The organism is Pseudomonas rhizophila (assembly GCF_003033885.1).
GTDB classification, from domain to species: domain Bacteria; phylum Pseudomonadota; class Gammaproteobacteria; order Pseudomonadales; family Pseudomonadaceae; genus Aquipseudomonas; species Aquipseudomonas rhizophila.
In genome coordinates this window covers 806,947-822,417 of the sequence record NZ_CP024081.1, presented here as the reverse complement: position 1 = coordinate 822,417, position 15,471 = coordinate 806,947, and the positions used below count along the sequence as shown (strand labels likewise).

The window sequence follows — 15,471 nt, the reverse complement described above, 5'->3', positions numbered from 1 at the left end:
TCAGGGCCGCGCTGCTCATCATCCGCCGCCTATTTCGTTTTGAACAGCGCCGCCGGGCGCAGAGAGAGCCTGTATGACCGTCACCCTCAAGACCCCCGAGGACATCGCAAAAATGCGTGTCGCCGGCAAACTCGCCGCCGACGTGCTGGAAATGATTGCCGAACACGTCAAGCCGGGCGTTACCACCGAAGAACTGGACCGGATCTGCCACGACTACATCGTCAACGAGCAGAAAGCCATTCCTGCCCCGCTCAACTATAAAGGCTTCCCCAAGTCGATCTGCACCTCGATCAACCACGTGGTCTGCCACGGCATCCCCAACGAAAAGCCGTTGAAGGATGGCGACACCCTGAACATCGACGTTACCGTCATCAAGGATGGTTACCACGGTGACACCAGCCGCATGTTCCATGTCGGCAACGTGCCGGAATGGGCCCAGCGCCTGTCGAAAGTCACCCAGGAATGCATGTACATGGCCATCGAACTGGTGAAACCGGGCTGCCGCCTGGGAGACATCGGTGAAGTGATCCAGAAACACGCGCAGAAGAACGGCTTTTCGGTGGTGCGCGAATTCTGCGGCCACGGTATCGGCAAAGTGTTCCATGAAGAACCGCAGATCCTGCACTACGGCCGTGCCGGCACCGGCATGGAGCTGCAAGCGGGCATGACCTTCACCATCGAGCCAATGATCAACCAGGGTCGCGCCGACACCAAGGTACTGGGCGACGGCTGGACCGCCATCACCAAGGACCGCAAGCTGTCGGCCCAGTGGGAACATACCTTGCTGGTTACCGAGACTGGGTACGAGATCTTCACCCTGCGCAGCGATGACACCATCGCTCGCGTTTCCGCCTGATCCACAACCCAGCTATAGATAGAAAGAAAGGAAAGCCATTCGATGCCGCAGGTGGATCCCGAACTCTTCGACCGCGGCCAGTTCCAGGCTGAACTGGCCCTGAAGGCAAGCCCCATATCGGCCTTCAAGAAGGCGATCCGCCAGGCTCATGAAGTGCTCGACCAGCGCTTTCGCAGTGGCCGGGATATTCGCCGGCTGATCGAAGACCGTGCCTGGTTCGTCGATAACATCCTGCAAAAGGCCTGGGAACAGTTCAACTGGAGCGAAGACGCCGACATTGCCCTGGTGGCGGTGGGCGGCTATGGGCGCGGTGAGCTGCACCCTTACTCCGACATTGATCTGCTGATCCTGCTGGACAGCGCCGACCATGAAGTTTTCCGCGACTCCATCGAGCGTTTCCTGACGCTGCTGTGGGACATCGGCCTGGAAGTCGGTCAGAGCGTGCGTTCGGTGCAGGAATGCGCCGAAGAGGCCCGCGCCGACCTGACGGTGATCACCAACCTGATGGAAAGCCGCACCATCGCCGGTCCCGAGCGCCTTCGCCAGCGTATGCTCGAGGTCACCAGCACCGCGCACATGTGGCCCAGCAAGGACTTTTTCCTGGCCAAGCACGCCGAACAAAAGGCCCGCCACCACAAGTACAACGACACCGAATACAACCTGGAACCCAACGTCAAAGGCTCCCCTGGCGGATTGCGGGACATCCAGACCATCCTGTGGGTTGCCCGTCGCCAGTACGGCACTCTGAACCTGCGCGCCCTGGCTGGCGAAGGCTTCCTGGTGGAAAGCGAAAATGCCCTGCTGGCCTCGTCCCAGGAATTCCTGTGGAAAGTGCGCTACGCCTTGCACATGCTTGCCGGGCGATCCGAAGACCGCTTGCTGTTCGATCACCAGCGCTCCATCGCGGGCTTGCTGGGTTTCGAGGGCCAGGATGCCAAGCAGTCCATCGAAAACTTCATGCAGCAGTACTACCGGGTGGTGATGAGCATCGCCCAGCTCAGCGAACTGATCATCCAGCACTTCGAGGAGGTCATCCTCGCCCCCGAAGACGAAGAACCGCCGCAGCCGATCAACTCACGCTTCCAGCTCCACGATGGTTACATCGAAGCGCGCAACGCCAATGTATTCCGCCGTACGCCGTTCGCCATGCTGGAGATTTTCGTGCTCATGGCCCAGCAGCCGGAAATCAAGGGGGTGCGCGCCGACACCATTCGCCTGCTGCGGGAAAACCGTCACCTGATCGATGACGACTTCCGCCACGATATCCGCAACACCAGCCTGTTCATCGAGCTGTTCAAGTGCAGGATCGGGGTGCATCGCAACCTGCGGCGGATGAACCGCTACGGCATTCTGGGGCGCTACCTGCCGGAGTTCGGTTTCATCGTCGGTCAGATGCAGCACGACCTGTTCCACATCTATACGGTCGATGCCCACACGCTGAACCTGATCAAGCACCTGCGGAAGTTGCAATACACCCAGGTATCGGAAAAATTCCCGCTGGCCAGCAAGCTCATGGGCAAGCTGCCCAAGCCCGAACTGATCTACATGGCGGGGCTTTACCACGACATCGGCAAGGGTCGCCAGGGCGACCACTCCGAGATCGGCGCGGTGGATGCCGAGGCGTTCTGCCAGCGCCATCAACTGCCGGTATGGGACAGCCGGCTGATCGTCTGGCTGGTGCAGAATCACCTGGTGATGTCGACCACCGCCCAGCGCAAGGACCTGTCCGACCCGCAAGTGATCCACGACTTCGCCCAGATCGTCGGTGATGAAACACGTCTGGATTACCTCTACGTGCTGACCGTGGCCGATATCAATGCCACCAACCCGAGCCTGTGGAACTCCTGGCGCGCCAGCCTGTTGCGCCAGCTCTACACCGAGACCAAGCGTGCCCTGCGCCGCGGCCTGGAAAACCCGGTGGACCGCGAAGAGCAGATCCGTCGCACCCAGACTGCCGCCCTGGACATCCTGGTGCGCGGCGGCACCGATCCGGACGACGTCGAACAGCTCTGGTCGCAGTTGGGCGATGACTATTTCCTGCGCCACACTGCCGGCGACGTCGCCTGGCACAGCGACGCGATTTTGCAGCAACCGGCCGATGGCGGGCCGTTGGTGCTGATCAAGGAAACCACCCAGCGCGAGTTCGAGGGCGGCACGCAGATTTTCATCTACGCCCCAGACCAGCACGACTTCTTCGCCGTGACTGTGGCGGCGATGGACCAGCTCAACCTCAACATTCACGACGCCCGGGTCATTACCTCCAGCAGCCAGTTCACCCTCGACACCTACATTGTGCTCGACACCGATGGCGATTCGATTGGCGACAACCCGACGCGGGTCAAACAGATCCGCGACGGTCTCACCGAGGCCCTGCGCAACCCGGCGGATTACCCGACCATCATCCAGCGCCGGGTCCCGCGCCAGCTCAAGCACTTCGCCTTCGCTCCCCAGGTAACGATCCACAACGACGCCCAGCGTCAGGTCACGGTGCTGGAGCTCAGCGCCCCGGACCGCCCTGGCCTGCTGGCGCGGGTCGGGCATATATTCCTGGAGTTCGACCTGTCGTTGCAGAACGCCAAGATCGCCACCTTGGGCGAACGGGTGGAAGACGTGTTCTTCATCACTGACGCGCATAACCAGCCGCTGTCCGATCCGCAGCTGTGCAGCCGCTTGCAGGACGCGATTGTCCGGCAGTTGAGCGTCAACCAGGAACCTGATGCTCACCCGACACGGATCAGCATCTGAACGAACAAATTTCCCCCTGTGGGAGCGAGCCTGCTCGCGATGACGGCAGAACATCCAGCACAGATGTTTCCTGACATACCGCTATCGCGAGCAGGCTCGCTCCCACATTGAAAGAGGCCCCCGATGAACAACGCTCTGAACCAGTTGCAGCCCTACCCGTTCGAAAAGCTCCGCGCCCTGCTGGGCAGCGTCACGCCCAACCCGGACAAACGCCCGATCGCGCTGTCCATCGGCGAGCCCAAGCACCGCTCGCCAAGCTTTGTGGCTGAAGCCCTGGCCAGCAATCTGGAAAAAATGGCCGTGTACCCGACCACCCTCGGCATCCCGGAATTGCGTGAAGCCATCACCGGCTGGTGCGAGCGCCGCTTCAACGTGCCGAACGGCTGGCTGGACCCGGCGCGCCACGTGCTGCCGGTCAATGGCACCCGTGAAGCGCTGTTTGCCTTCACCCAGACCGTGGTCAACCGTGGCGACGACGCGCTGGTGGTCAGCCCGAATCCGTTTTATCAGATCTATGAAGGTGCCGCGTTCCTGGCCGGAGCCAAGCCACACTACCTGCCGTGCCTGGACGAAAACGGCTTCAATCCGGATTTCGATGCGGTCTCGCCGGACATCTGGAAACGTTGCCAGATCCTGTTCCTGTGCTCCCCGGGCAACCCGACCGGGGCGCTGATCCCGGTGGATGTGCTGAAGAGGCTCATTGCCCTGGCCGACGAGCACGACTTCGTGATTGCCGCGGACGAGTGCTACAGCGAGCTGTACTTCGACGAACAGACCCCGCCACCAGGGCTGCTCAGCGCCTGCGTCGAGCTCGGCCGCCAGGATTTCAAGCGCTGCGTGGTGTTCCACAGCCTGTCCAAACGCTCCAACCTGCCAGGCCTGCGCTCCGGTTTCGTGGCCGGCGATGCGGACATCCTCAAGGGCTTCTTGCTGTATCGCACCTACCACGGCTGCGCGATGCCGGTTCAGACCCAACTGGCGAGCATCGCCGCATGGAACGACGAAGTGCACGTACGGGCCAACCGCGCGCTGTACCGGGAAAAGTTCGACGCGGTACTGGAAATCCTCAGCCCGGTACTGGACGTGCAACGCCCCGACGGTAGCTTCTACCTGTGGCCGAACGTAGCGGGTGATGATGCGGCGTTCTGCCGTGACCTGTTCGAACAGGAACACGTGACCGTGGTACCGGGCTCGTACCTGTCCCGCGAAGTGGATGGCGTCAACCCAGGCGCCGGACGCGTGCGCATGGCCCTGGTCGCGCCATTGGCTGAATGTGTGGAAGCGGCGGAGCGGATTCGCGCGTTCATTCAGCGTCGGGGTTGATGGCTGCACCAGGACTTGAGCGAACTGCTGTTGTGGCGAGGGGATTTATCCCCGCTGGGCTGCGAAGCGGCCCCAAAGCAGTGCTCTGACACACCGCAGTCTTGGGGCCCTGTACAAATTCTCAGTGACTCCCGGGTTGCGCAATGCACCTATTTCGGTGCACTCCATCCATGGTTGATATCGCCCCCAAACTGGACACTGGGCTATGGGAGGTCAGGATTGACCTTGGAGATACCATCGCCCGCGTTCTTTTCACTGTGGTGGGCTCTGACATGGTTCTACTCCACGCTTTCATAAAGAAAAGTCAAAAAACGCCAACCACCGACATGGCAACTGCCAAGCAGCGCAAAGCAAGACTATTAGGCACAGCAAATGAACAAGCACATCGGATCTGATTTTGACGACTTCCTCGCCGAGCAAGGTATCGCCGAAGAAGTTTCCGCAGCTGCGCTCAAACGCGTTATTGCCTGGCAGATTGCCGAAGCAATGAAACTTCAGAAAGTGACCAAAAAGGCCCTTGCACAGCGGATGCACACCAGTCGCACTGCTGTTGATCGTGCGTTGGATCAGAACGATGCAGGAATGACGCTGGCAAAGCTTGCCAGCGCAGCGCGTGCGTTGGGTCAGAGAGTGGAAGTGCGGCTGGTTCCCGAGCAGGAAGAGGCTCACGCATAAGCGCTGTTGTGGCGAGGGAGCTTGCTCCCGCTGGGCTGCGTAGCAGCCCAAAGCAGTCAACTCAATCTGCCTGATGTATTCCGTTTGATCGTTCCCACGCTCTGCGTGGGAATGCATCCCGTGACGCTCTGCGTCACATCCCCGAAGCGGAACGCGGAGCGTCCCTGGCGGCATTCCCACGCAGAGCGTGGGAACGATCCATATCGATACCGGATCCTGTGGGAGCAAAGCTTGCTCGCGATGAGGACGGCACTATTACATCAAGCCCGAAGCTCTACTCGATCCAGGCACTTGTTCGCCAACAACATCCCCAACTCAATCATCTGGGCCACTCCCAATGCTACATGTCGTCGCGAGCCGTCCTGATCGAAGGCAAGGTCATTGAGCATTGCATTGGCCGAAGCCAGGGTTTCGCTGAGATTGGCCAGCAACACTTCGGTGTCGATACCGTCAGCCACAGTGAATAGCTGTACTGAGGGCTTGGGTTCTGACTCGCTGTCGTCAGGTTTGAGATAGTGATCCAGCACACGATCAGCGGCTTCTTGCAGTTTTTCGGGTGCGTAATCGCCGTAGGGGAAAGTGGATGCGGGCTTTGGTGCGTTTTGAGTCTCTTTGTTGTCCATCAAAATTGCTCCCTAGAGCTGAAGTATGTAAAGCCCCGCGCTTGGATAGCGCAGAAGCCCGTGCTCCTAGAGGTTTTGTTCGGATTCTCACGTCCGGTCGCTGAATTGGCAGCGACACCCAGAGGCTAGAGCCCTCGCTTCCGACGGACAACCTTAAAAACTTGTCGGAAACTTCGGCGCGTCTGACAGACCACGGTCTGTCTGCTCAGACAAGAAAAGACATAAAACGTACCGCGAACGCCAAGCCGTTGATTTCGCTTACTTTGTACACCGAAAGATCTCATTCAACCCTGTTACGAGGGTTCAAGCTGGCTTGAATTCGCTATCCCCTGTAGCCATAATCCTCCCCGTCACCAGCGAAAGCTGGCAGGAGTCTGGGTCCCTCTCGAGGTTGACCCAGCGGCGCAGAAAGGGCGAAGCAAGCTCAACTGCGTGTCGATTGAAGCCGCCTTCGGGCGGCTTTGCTTTTTTATGAGGATAAGGAATGCCTCTTTATTACCATCCCAAGCAAGGCGATGTTCTTCTTTGCGACTTCACGCGGGGCTTTGTTGCGCCTGAAATGCTGAAGATCCGCAAGGTGGTGGTGATCTCTCCTACTGCCACACACAGTCGCAAGCTCTGCACTGTGGTGCCGATTTCCTCCACAACTCCACAAACTCAGCAGGACTGGCACCACCTGCTCCGCACCAACCCCCTCCAGTCCGATGGCTGCAAAGAGCTGTGGGTGAAGTGCGACATGATTTATACCGTGAGTTTTGAACGTCTGGACAAGCTGCATAAAAAGACTCGATCCAAGGGCCGAGAGTACTTCGTTCCTCGCCTGGGCTCTGAAGACATGCAAGGCGTGATCGCCGGTGTGAAGGCCTACCTTCCGCTCTAACCCCAACCGTTATTTACCCAACCCCAAATTCGCCTCCGCCAGATCCAACTCCCCCAGCACCTCTCGCAGCACATCATCCCCAATCTGGTGATGACGGCTGAGGCGATACAACTCCAGCCGCTGCGCCCGATAGGCCTTCAAGCGCAGCCGGCGTTCCAGCAGGTCCATCTCAAACGCCAGCGCCTGGGCTTCGGCGGAGTCGTTGAACACCTCCAACTGATGGCGATATTCAGACATCAACCGCGCCTTGACCTCGGTCGCCAGCGCCGCTTGGGTCGCGTCGGGCGCGCTGGCAGCCTCGCTCGTTTCGTCCACTTCCAATGCATGGATCGCCGCTTCAGCAGTTTTGCGCCAGGCATCGCGCACTTCGTGGCGGCGCTTGTCATCGGGGCTTTTCTCGATACCTCGCAGCAGCAATGGCAGGGCGATGCAGGCGGCGATCAATGACAGCAGAATCACCCCGGCGGCAATGAAGATCAGCAAGTCTCGCTCGGGAAACGGCTCACCCGCCGCCAACAGCATCGGCACCGACAGCACGCCCGCCAGTGTCACCGCTCCGCGCACCCCGCCGAAGGTCAGCAACCAGCAGGAGCGCGCAGTCGGCACGAGCGTCAGCTCGCCCTTGCCACGCCAGCGGCGCAATAGCCCGGACAGGCGCCAGGTGCTTTGCACCCAGACAAACCGCAGCACCAGCAACACCAGGAAAATCGCCACCACGTCCAGGCAGCGGTAGAACAGCGTCGGCCACAATGTGGTTTCGTGGCTGGTCACCGCCTTGGCGATGTCCGGCAATTGCAGGCCCAGCAGCAGGAAGATCAAGCCGTTGAAGGCGAACTCCAGCAGTGACCAGACGCTGCGGTTGAGCAACCGCGTGCCGGTCTGGCGCGGCAGCAGGTCGAGCCAGCTCTGCATCATGCCGGCCGCCACTGCCGAGAGAATCCCCGAAGCGCCCAAACGTTCAGCCAGCACATAGGCCGCGAATGGCAACAGCAACATGAACACTACGTGGGTGGCCGGGTCGTCCCAGCCGCGCCCGATCATCCAGGCCCGCATACGGCCCACCAGCCAACTCAAGGCCACGCCGACCAGCAGTCCACCGATCGCCACCAGCATGAAGGTCAGGCTCGCGTTGGCCAGGGAAAACACCCCGGTGATGGCCGCCGCCAGGGCGAACTTGAAGGTGACCAGGCCCGAGGCGTCGTTCATCAGCGCTTCGCCCTGGAGCATGTGCATCAGGGGGCCGGGCAAGCGGTCGCGAGCAATCGCCGACACCGCCACCGCGTCGGTCGGCGACAGGACCGCCGCCAGGGCAAACGCCACCGGCAGCGGGATGCTCGGCAGCAGCCAGTGAATGAAATAACCGGCGCCCACCACCGTAAACAGCACCAGCCCCACCGCCAGTGTCAGGATCGGCCCGCGCAGGCGCCAGAATTCGCGCTTGGGCATACGCCAGCCGTCGGAGAACAGCAGCGGTGGCAGGAATAAAAACAGGAACAACTCCGGATTGAGCGTTACATGCAAACCCAGGGATGGCCAGGCCAGCAACGCCCCTGCGCCGATCTGCACCAAGGGCAACGGCAGCGGAATCAACCGTCCGATCAGCCGTGAAACACCCACCAGCGTCAACAGGATCAGCACGGTATAAGCGCTTTGCATAACGAGTTTCCATTCACAGCGACACACATCCGGCAACAGCTTGCCGTTGAAGTGCCATATTAACCGCCTAGCATTAACTTGGCCGCTACACCTATGTCGCAGTCAGCCCTGTGGAATGAGCCTGTGGGAGCAAAGCTTGCTCGCGATGAACGATGGCGCAGTCTTGCAGTTGAACCGTGTCGCCTGTATCGCGAGCAAGCTTTGCTCCCACAGACTCGCCCACAGGTTTGGGTGCATGCCGATCTGGCGTCGCGAAACCGTCCGGTCATGGCATAATCCTTGACCTTTTATTTCCAGCACCTGCAAAGGGGGCAATTCCTTGACCGATTCAAGTAAAACGTTGCACCTTTTCGGTATCAAAGCCTGTGACACGATGAAAAAGGCGCGCACCTGGCTCGATGAACACGCTGTGCACTACGACTTTCACGATTACAAGACCGCCGGCATCGACCGTGAGCACCTGACCCAATGGTGCAACGAGCATGGCTGGCAAGTGGTGTTGAACCGTGCCGGTACGACCTTTCGCAAACTCGACGACGAACGCAAAGCCGATCTCGACCAGACGAAAGCCATCGAACTGATGCTCGGCCAACCCTCGATGATCAAGCGCCCGGTGCTTGATCTCGGTGACCGAACCCTGATTGGCTTCAAGCCAGATATATATGCGGCAGAAATCAAGTAAGCCTGCCCAGTCCATTTTGTAGAGGTAATTTCATGTCCAATACTCTGTTCAGCCTGGCCTTCGGTGTCGGCACGCAAAACCGTCAAGGTAGCTGGCTGGAAGTGTTCTACGCCCAACCGTTGCTCAACCCTTCGGCCGAGATCGTTAAGGCCATCGCGCCGATTCTGGGCTATAGCGAAGGCAACCAGGCCATCACCTTCACCACCGCCCAGGCTTCGCAACTGGCTGACGCGCTCAAGGGCGTCGATGCTGGGCAAGCCGCGTTGCTGACCCGTCTGGCCGAGAGCCATAAGCCGCTGGTCGCCACCCTGCTGGCTGAAGACGCCCAACTGAGCTCCACGCCCGAGGCCTACCTCAAGCTGCATCTGTTGTCCCACCGCCTGGTCAAGCCTCACGGCCTGAACCTGACCGGTATTTTCCCGCTGCTGCCGAACGTGGCCTGGACCAGCCAGGGCGCAATCGACCTGGGCGAATTGGCCGAGCACCAGCTCGAAGCCCGTCTGCGCGGCGAGCTGCTGGAAGTGTTCTCGGTGGACAAGTTCCCGAAAATGACTGACTACGTGGTCCCGGCTGGCGTGCGTATCGCCGATGCCGCGCGGATCCGCCTGGGCGCCTACGTGGGCGAAGGCACCACGGTGATGCACGAAGGTTTCGTCAACTTCAACGCCGGCACCGAAGGCCCGGGCATGATCGAAGGCCGTGTATCGGCTGGCGTGTTCGTCGGCAAGGGTTCGGACTTGGGCGGCGGTTGCTCGACCATGGGCACCCTGTCGGGCGGCGGCAACATCGTGATCAAGGTCGGTGAAGGCTGCCTGATCGGTGCCAACGCCGGCATCGGCATTCCGCTGGGCGACCGCAACACCGTGGAGTCGGGCCTGTACGTGACCGCCGGCACCAAGGTGGCGCTGCTGGACGAGAACAACCAACTGGTCAAGGTGGTCAAGGCCCGCGAGCTGGCCGGCCAGCCCGATCTGCTGTTCCGCCGCAACTCCGAGACCGGCGCGGTGGAATGCAAAACCCATAAATCGGCCATCGAGCTGAACGAAGCACTGCACGCCCACAACTAAGCCGCTTCACACCATCACCTGTGGGAGCAACCTTGCTCCCACAGGGTCCGGCGTAACTCCAGCAGGGCCCGAAAGCATGTTGATTCCCTCTCCCTGGCGCGCCGATTTCCCGGCCATCGCCGCCTTGCAACGGCAAGGCCAGACCTACCTGGACAACGCCGCCACCACGCAAAAACCCCAAGCCCTGCTGGACGCCCTGGCGCATTACTACGCCAATGGCGCGGCCAACGTGCATCGCGCACAGCATCTGCCGGGCGCCCATGCGACCCAGGCATTCGAAGACAGCCGACTCAAAGTGTCGCAATGGCTCAATGCCGGGGATTGCGGGCAAATCGTCTTCACCCATGGCGCCACTTCGGCGCTGAATCTTCTGGCCTATGGGCTGGAACATCTTTTCAATCCGGGCGATGAAATCGTCATCAGTGCCCTGGAACACCACGCCAACCTGCTGCCGTGGCAACAACTGGCCGAGCGTCGTGCGTTGACGCTGGTGGTGTTGCCGCTGGGTGCCGACGGGGTGATCGATATCAGCGCCGCCGCCGAACTGATCGGCCCACGTACGCGCCTGCTGGCGGTGAGCCAGCTGTCCAACGTGCTGGGCACCTGGCAGCCCTTGCCAGCGCTATTGGCCCTGGCCAAGGTCCAAGGCGCGCTGACGGTGATCGATGGCGCCCAGGGTGTGGTTCATGGCCGTCACGATGTGGAGGCACTGGGCTGCGACTTTTATGTATTTTCCAGCCACAAGCTCTATGGCCCCGAAGGACTGGGCGTGTTGTTCGGCCGCACCGAAGCGCTTCATCAACTGCGTCATTGGCAGTTCGGCGGCGAGATGGTGCAACAGGCCGACTACCACAGCGCCACGTTCCGTCCGGCGCCACTGGGCTTCGAAGCCGGCACGCCGCCGATTGCCAGTGTGATCGGCCTGGGCGCGACCCTCGACTACCTGTCCGGCCTCGACCCGCAGGCAGTCAGCGACCATGAAACTGCACTGCATGACTACCTGCTTCACGGGCTGCTGGCGCGCAATGGCGTCCGCCTGGTGGGCAATCCGAGCCTGGCCCTGGTCAGCTTCGTGGTCGAAGGCGTGCACAACGCCGACCTGGCCCACTTGCTGACCGAACAAGGCATCGCTGTACGCGCCGGGCATCACTGCGCCATGCCGCTGTTCAAACATCTGAAGCTGTCGGGGGCGATTCGCGTGTCGCTGGCGCTGTACAACGACTCCGCCGATATCGAACGCTTCTTCGAGGCTCTGGACCAGGCCCTGGAGATGCTCCGATGAGCCTGCCGGCCGACGCGGCCACAGCGCTGCAAGTGTTTCAGGACGCATCGGGTTGGGAACAACGCGCCCGGCTACTGATGCAATGGGGCGAGCGCCTGCCGCCCTTGAGCGATGCGGATAAGTGCGACGCCAATCTCGTCCATGGTTGTGAAAGTCAGGTGTGGTTGGTGGGACGGCTGCAGGACGGACATTGGCAGTTTGCCGCCAGCAGCGATGCGCGGTTGATTCGTGGGCTGGTGGCGTTGCTGCTGGCGCGGGTCAACGGCTTGTCGGCTGACGAGTTGCAGCAGGTGGATTTGCCGGGGTGGTTCAATCAGTTGGGATTGTCACGGCAGTTGTCGCCTTCGCGCAGCAATGGTTTGAATGCGGTGTTGAAGCGGATGCTTGAGTTGACTGAATGATCGCCATCGCGAGCAGGCTCGCTCCCACAGGGGATCCGTGTCGTACACAAAACTTGTGTTCCATGAGATCCAATGTGGGAGCGAGCCTGCTCGCGATGAGGCCATCAGCCCCAGTGCTCAAACCTGAGGCTTAACCCGGTCCGCCGGCCGCCGCACACCCGCCACAATCTTATCCACAGCCTTGGTCGCCGCGACCATGCCGAACGTCGCCGTGACCATCATCACCGCACCAAACCCGCCAGCACAGTCGAGCTTGACGCCATCGCCGACAAAGCTCTTCTGCAAGCAAATGCTGCCGTCCGGTTTCGGGTAGCGCAGTTGCTCGGTGGAGAACACGCAGGGCACGCTGTAATGGCGGGTCACGGTACGGGAAAAACCGTAATCGCGGCGCAAGGTAGAACGCACTTTCGAGGCCAGCGGATCATTGAACGTGCGGTTCAAGTCGCACACCTGGATCAACGTCGGGTCGATCTGCCCGCCCGCGCCGCCGGTGGTGATGATCTGGATCTTGCGGCGCTTGCACCAGGCGATCAGCGCCGCCTTGGCGTTGACGCTGTCGATGCAGTCGATCACGCAATCGATGTTCGGCGTGATGTATTCGGCCATGGTGTCGCGGGTGACGAAATCCGCCACGGCATGCACCGTGCAGTCGGGATTGATGCCGCGTAGGCGCTCGGCCATCACCTCGACCTTGGGTTTGCCGACGGTGCTGTCCAGGGCGTGCAGTTGGCGGTTGGCATTGCTGACGCAGACATCATCCAGGTCGAACAGCGAAATCTCGCCCACGCCGCACCGGGCGATGGCTTCCGCCGCCCAGGAACCAACGCCGCCCACCCCGACAATCGCCACATGGGCCGCCCGCAGGCGCTCCAGGCCTTCGATGCCATACAAACGGGCGATACCGGCAAACCGTGGATCTTCTGTACTCATGACCATTACCCCAAAAACCGGCGCGCATTATAGGGCTTTGTCGTAGCAATTTAAGCAAAACCTCTGTGGGAGCGAGCCTGCTCGCGATGGCATCGGTCCAGTCAATATCAATGTCGACTGATCCACCGCATCGCGAGCAAGCTCGCTCCCACAGGTTTCGTGGTCCAACTGACCAGCACCAGGGGCCCACCGGGGTCGTTTTGCTATAAGATAACCGCCATTTTGTAAGCCTCGACCGAATACAATCCAACGGTCGAACTCAGGACCTGTGGGAGCGGGCTTGCTCGCGAAGGCGTCATCACTGACGCTAAAAGCTTCGCGAGCAAGCCCGCTCCCACATGGACTGTGATCTCCTTTCCAGCTTTCGGAGTTTTCCATGACGGCCCACGCCGACCTCTCGCCGACCCTGCAACTCGCCTGCGACCTGATCCGCCGTCCGTCCGTGACGCCGGTGGATGCCGATTGCCAGAAACTGATGATGCAGCGCCTGGGCAGCGCGGGCTTTACGCTCGAACCGATGCGCATCGAGGATGTGGATAACTTCTGGGCCAGCCATGGCAAGCATGACGGCCCGGTGCTGTGTTTCGCCGGGCACACCGACGTGGTGCCGACCGGTCCAGTGCAGGCCTGGCAGCTCGACCCGTTCGATGCGGTCATCGACGAACAGGGCATGCTCTGTGGCCGTGGCGCGGCGGACATGAAAGGCAGCCTGGCGGCGATGGTGGTGGCAGCGGAACGGTTTGTCGCCGACTACCCGGACCACAAGGGCTCGATCACCTTTCTGATCACCAGCGACGAAGAAGGCCCGGCCCACCACGGCACCAAGGCCGTGGTCGAGCGCCTCAAGGCCCGCCAGGAACGCCTGGACTGGTGCATCGTCGGCGAGCCGTCGAGCACCACCCTGGTGGGTGACGTGGTCAAGAACGGCCGCCGCGGCTCCCTCGGCGCCAAACTGACGGTGCGCGGCAAGCAAGGCCACGTGGCCTATCCGCACCTGGCGAAGAACCCCATCCATCTGGCCGCGCCGGCCCTGGCAGAGTTGGCCGCCGAGCATTGGGACCACGGCAACGACTTCTTCCCGCCCACCAGTTTCCAGATTTCCAACCTCAACGCCGGCACTGGCGCGACCAACGTGATCCCTGGCGACCTGGTGGCGGTGTTCAACTTCCGCTTCTCTACCGAGTCCACCGTCGAAGGCTTGCAAAAACGCGTCGCCGATATCCTCGACAAGCATCAACTGGACTGGCACATCGATTGGGCGTTGTCGGGCCTGCCATTCCTCACCGAACCAGGCGCGTTGCTGGATGCCGTGTCTTCGAGCATCAAGGATGTCACCGGTCGCGAGACAAAAGCCTCCACCAGCGGTGGCACCTCCGATGGCCGCTTCATCGCCACCATGGGCACCCAAGTGGTGGAACTGGGGCCGGTCAACGCGACCATCCACCAGGTCAACGAGCGCGTGCTGGCGGCCGATCTCGACGTACTGACCGAGATCTACTACAAGACGCTGATCAAGTTGCTCGCCTGATGCTCGCCTGCCCGATCTGCAGTGAACCGCTGAACGCGGTGGACAACGGCGTGGTGTGCCCGGCCGGCCATCGCTTCGACCGCGCGCGGCAGGGTTACCTGAACCTGCTGCCGGTGCAGCACAAGAACAGCCGCGATCCCGGCGACAACCAGGCGATGGTCGAAGCCCGCCGCGACTTCCTCAACGCCGGGCATTACGCCCCTGTCGCCCGGCGCCTGGCCGAACTGGCCGCCGAGCGCGCGCCCGGTCGCTGGCTGGACATCGGCTGTGGCGAGGGTTACTACACCGCGCAGATCGCCGACGCCTTGCCGGATGCCGATGGCTACGCCCTGGACATTTCCCGCGAGGCGGTCAAACGCGCCTGCAAACGCGATCCACGGCTGACCTGGTTGATCGCCAGCATGGCCCGCGTACCGCTGGCGGACGGCTGCTGCCAGTTTCTGGCCAGCGTGTTCAGCCCGCTGGACTGGCAGGAGGCCAAACGCCTGCTCAGCCCCGGTGGCGGCCTGATGAAGGTCGGCCCGACCAGCGGCCACCTGATGGAATTGCGCGAGCGACTGTACGACGAAGTGCGCCAGTACACGGATGACAAACACCTGGCCCTGGTGCCGTCGGGCATGGTGCTCGATCACAGCGAAACCCTCGAGTTCAAGCTCACACTCATAAGTGGCCAGGACCGCGCCAACCTGTTGGCGATGACGCCCCACGGCTGGCGCGCCAGTGCCGAACGCCGCGCCAGCGTGATCGAGCAGGCCGAGCCGTTCGAGGTCACCGTGTCGATGCGCTACGATTATTTCGTTCTTCAATAACTTTTAATTCCCGG

The 15,471-nt window shown here is 61.3% G+C and carries 14 protein-coding genes and 1 pseudogene; 12 read left to right on the top strand and 3 right to left on the bottom strand.

Features of this window, described 5'->3' with window-relative positions; genetic code table 11:
- Positions 1 to 73: 73 nt before the first annotated feature.
- The 5 genes and pseudogenes from map (at position 74) to CRX69_RS03770 (ending at position 5,599) form a co-directional block, all read left to right on the top strand.
- Positions 74 to 856, top strand: a complete 783-nt coding sequence (gene map / locus CRX69_RS03790) for a type I methionyl aminopeptidase (RefSeq protein WP_047227560.1) — start codon at positions 74 to 76, stop codon at positions 854 to 856.
- Between the two features lie 42 nt (positions 857 to 898).
- A complete protein-coding gene (locus CRX69_RS03785) occupies positions 899 to 3,601 on the top strand; it encodes a [protein-PII] uridylyltransferase (protein WP_107321573.1) in 2,703 nt (900 codons plus the stop codon).
- A 123-nt stretch (positions 3,602 to 3,724) separates the two neighbouring features.
- Positions 3,725 to 4,924: a succinyldiaminopimelate transaminase gene (gene dapC, locus CRX69_RS03780; protein WP_047227558.1), complete on the top strand. Its 1,200-nt coding sequence runs from the start codon at positions 3,725 to 3,727 to the stop codon at positions 4,922 to 4,924.
- Between the two features lie 188 nt (positions 4,925 to 5,112).
- Positions 5,113 to 5,319, top strand: a pseudogene (locus tag CRX69_RS03775) (type II toxin-antitoxin system RelE/ParE family toxin); the annotation flags it as partial.
- The gene (locus tag CRX69_RS03770; protein ID WP_107321571.1) at positions 5,297 to 5,599 is read left to right on the top strand and encodes an XRE family transcriptional regulator; all 303 of its coding nucleotides are present in this window, start codon (positions 5,297 to 5,299) and stop codon (positions 5,597 to 5,599) included. The pseudogene CRX69_RS03775 and the gene CRX69_RS03770, both read left to right, overlap by 23 nt.
- Positions 5,600 to 5,859: 260 nt before the next feature.
- Here CRX69_RS03770 and CRX69_RS03760 read toward each other — a convergent pair whose 3' ends face one another.
- Positions 5,860 to 6,222, bottom strand: a complete 363-nt coding sequence (locus CRX69_RS03760) for a DUF6124 family protein (protein ID WP_047227557.1) — start codon at positions 6,220 to 6,222, stop codon at positions 5,860 to 5,862.
- A 484-nt stretch (positions 6,223 to 6,706) separates the two neighbouring features.
- On the opposite strand from CRX69_RS03760, the gene CRX69_RS03755 reads away from it, so the two are divergent.
- Complete coding sequence (locus tag CRX69_RS03755) at positions 6,707 to 7,102, top strand: type II toxin-antitoxin system PemK/MazF family toxin (RefSeq protein ID WP_107321569.1); 396 nt, start codon at positions 6,707 to 6,709, stop codon at positions 7,100 to 7,102.
- 9 nt (positions 7,103 to 7,111) lie between these two features.
- On the opposite strand, the gene CRX69_RS03750 is transcribed toward CRX69_RS03755, so the two are convergent.
- Positions 7,112 to 8,758 (bottom strand): Na+/H+ antiporter, encoded by a 1,647-nt coding sequence (locus tag CRX69_RS03750; protein ID WP_107321568.1) that lies wholly within the window; start codon positions 8,756 to 8,758, stop codon positions 7,112 to 7,114.
- A gap of 319 nt (positions 8,759 to 9,077) precedes the next feature.
- On the opposite strand from CRX69_RS03750, the gene CRX69_RS03745 reads away from it, so the two are divergent.
- From CRX69_RS03745 to CRX69_RS03730, 4 genes are all read left to right on the top strand, one after another.
- Entirely contained in the window at positions 9,078 to 9,440 is a 363-nt protein-coding gene (locus CRX69_RS03745) for an ArsC family reductase (RefSeq protein WP_076386191.1), read from the top strand.
- A 32-nt stretch (positions 9,441 to 9,472) separates the two neighbouring features.
- A complete protein-coding gene (gene dapD / locus CRX69_RS03740; RefSeq protein ID WP_107321567.1) occupies positions 9,473 to 10,507 on the top strand; it encodes a 2,3,4,5-tetrahydropyridine-2,6-dicarboxylate N-succinyltransferase in 1,035 nt (344 codons plus the stop codon).
- A 76-nt stretch (positions 10,508 to 10,583) separates the two neighbouring features.
- Positions 10,584 to 11,789, top strand: coding sequence for an aminotransferase class V-fold PLP-dependent enzyme (locus CRX69_RS03735; protein WP_107321566.1), 1,206 nt, complete (start codon positions 10,584 to 10,586; stop codon positions 11,787 to 11,789).
- A complete protein-coding gene (locus CRX69_RS03730; RefSeq protein ID WP_047227552.1) occupies positions 11,786 to 12,190 on the top strand; it encodes a SufE family protein in 405 nt (134 codons plus the stop codon). The genes CRX69_RS03735 and CRX69_RS03730 overlap by 4 nt, the downstream gene beginning before the upstream one ends.
- Before the next feature lie 117 nt (positions 12,191 to 12,307).
- On the opposite strand, the gene tcdA is transcribed toward CRX69_RS03730, so the two are convergent.
- Positions 12,308 to 13,120 (bottom strand): tRNA cyclic N6-threonylcarbamoyladenosine(37) synthase TcdA, encoded by an 813-nt coding sequence (gene tcdA / locus CRX69_RS03725; protein ID WP_003198205.1) that lies wholly within the window; start codon positions 13,118 to 13,120, stop codon positions 12,308 to 12,310.
- Between the two features lie 376 nt (positions 13,121 to 13,496).
- Between tcdA and dapE the strand changes: the two genes are divergently transcribed.
- Together dapE and CRX69_RS03715 are read left to right on the top strand one after the other, a co-directional pair.
- Complete coding sequence (gene dapE, locus CRX69_RS03720; RefSeq protein WP_107321565.1) at positions 13,497 to 14,648, top strand: succinyl-diaminopimelate desuccinylase; 1,152 nt, start codon at positions 13,497 to 13,499, stop codon at positions 14,646 to 14,648.
- Complete coding sequence (locus CRX69_RS03715; protein WP_047227550.1) at positions 14,648 to 15,457, top strand: putative RNA methyltransferase; 810 nt, start codon at positions 14,648 to 14,650, stop codon at positions 15,455 to 15,457. Before dapE ends, CRX69_RS03715 begins: the two co-directional genes overlap by 1 nt.
- The last annotated feature ends 14 nt before the right edge of the window (positions 15,458 to 15,471 follow it).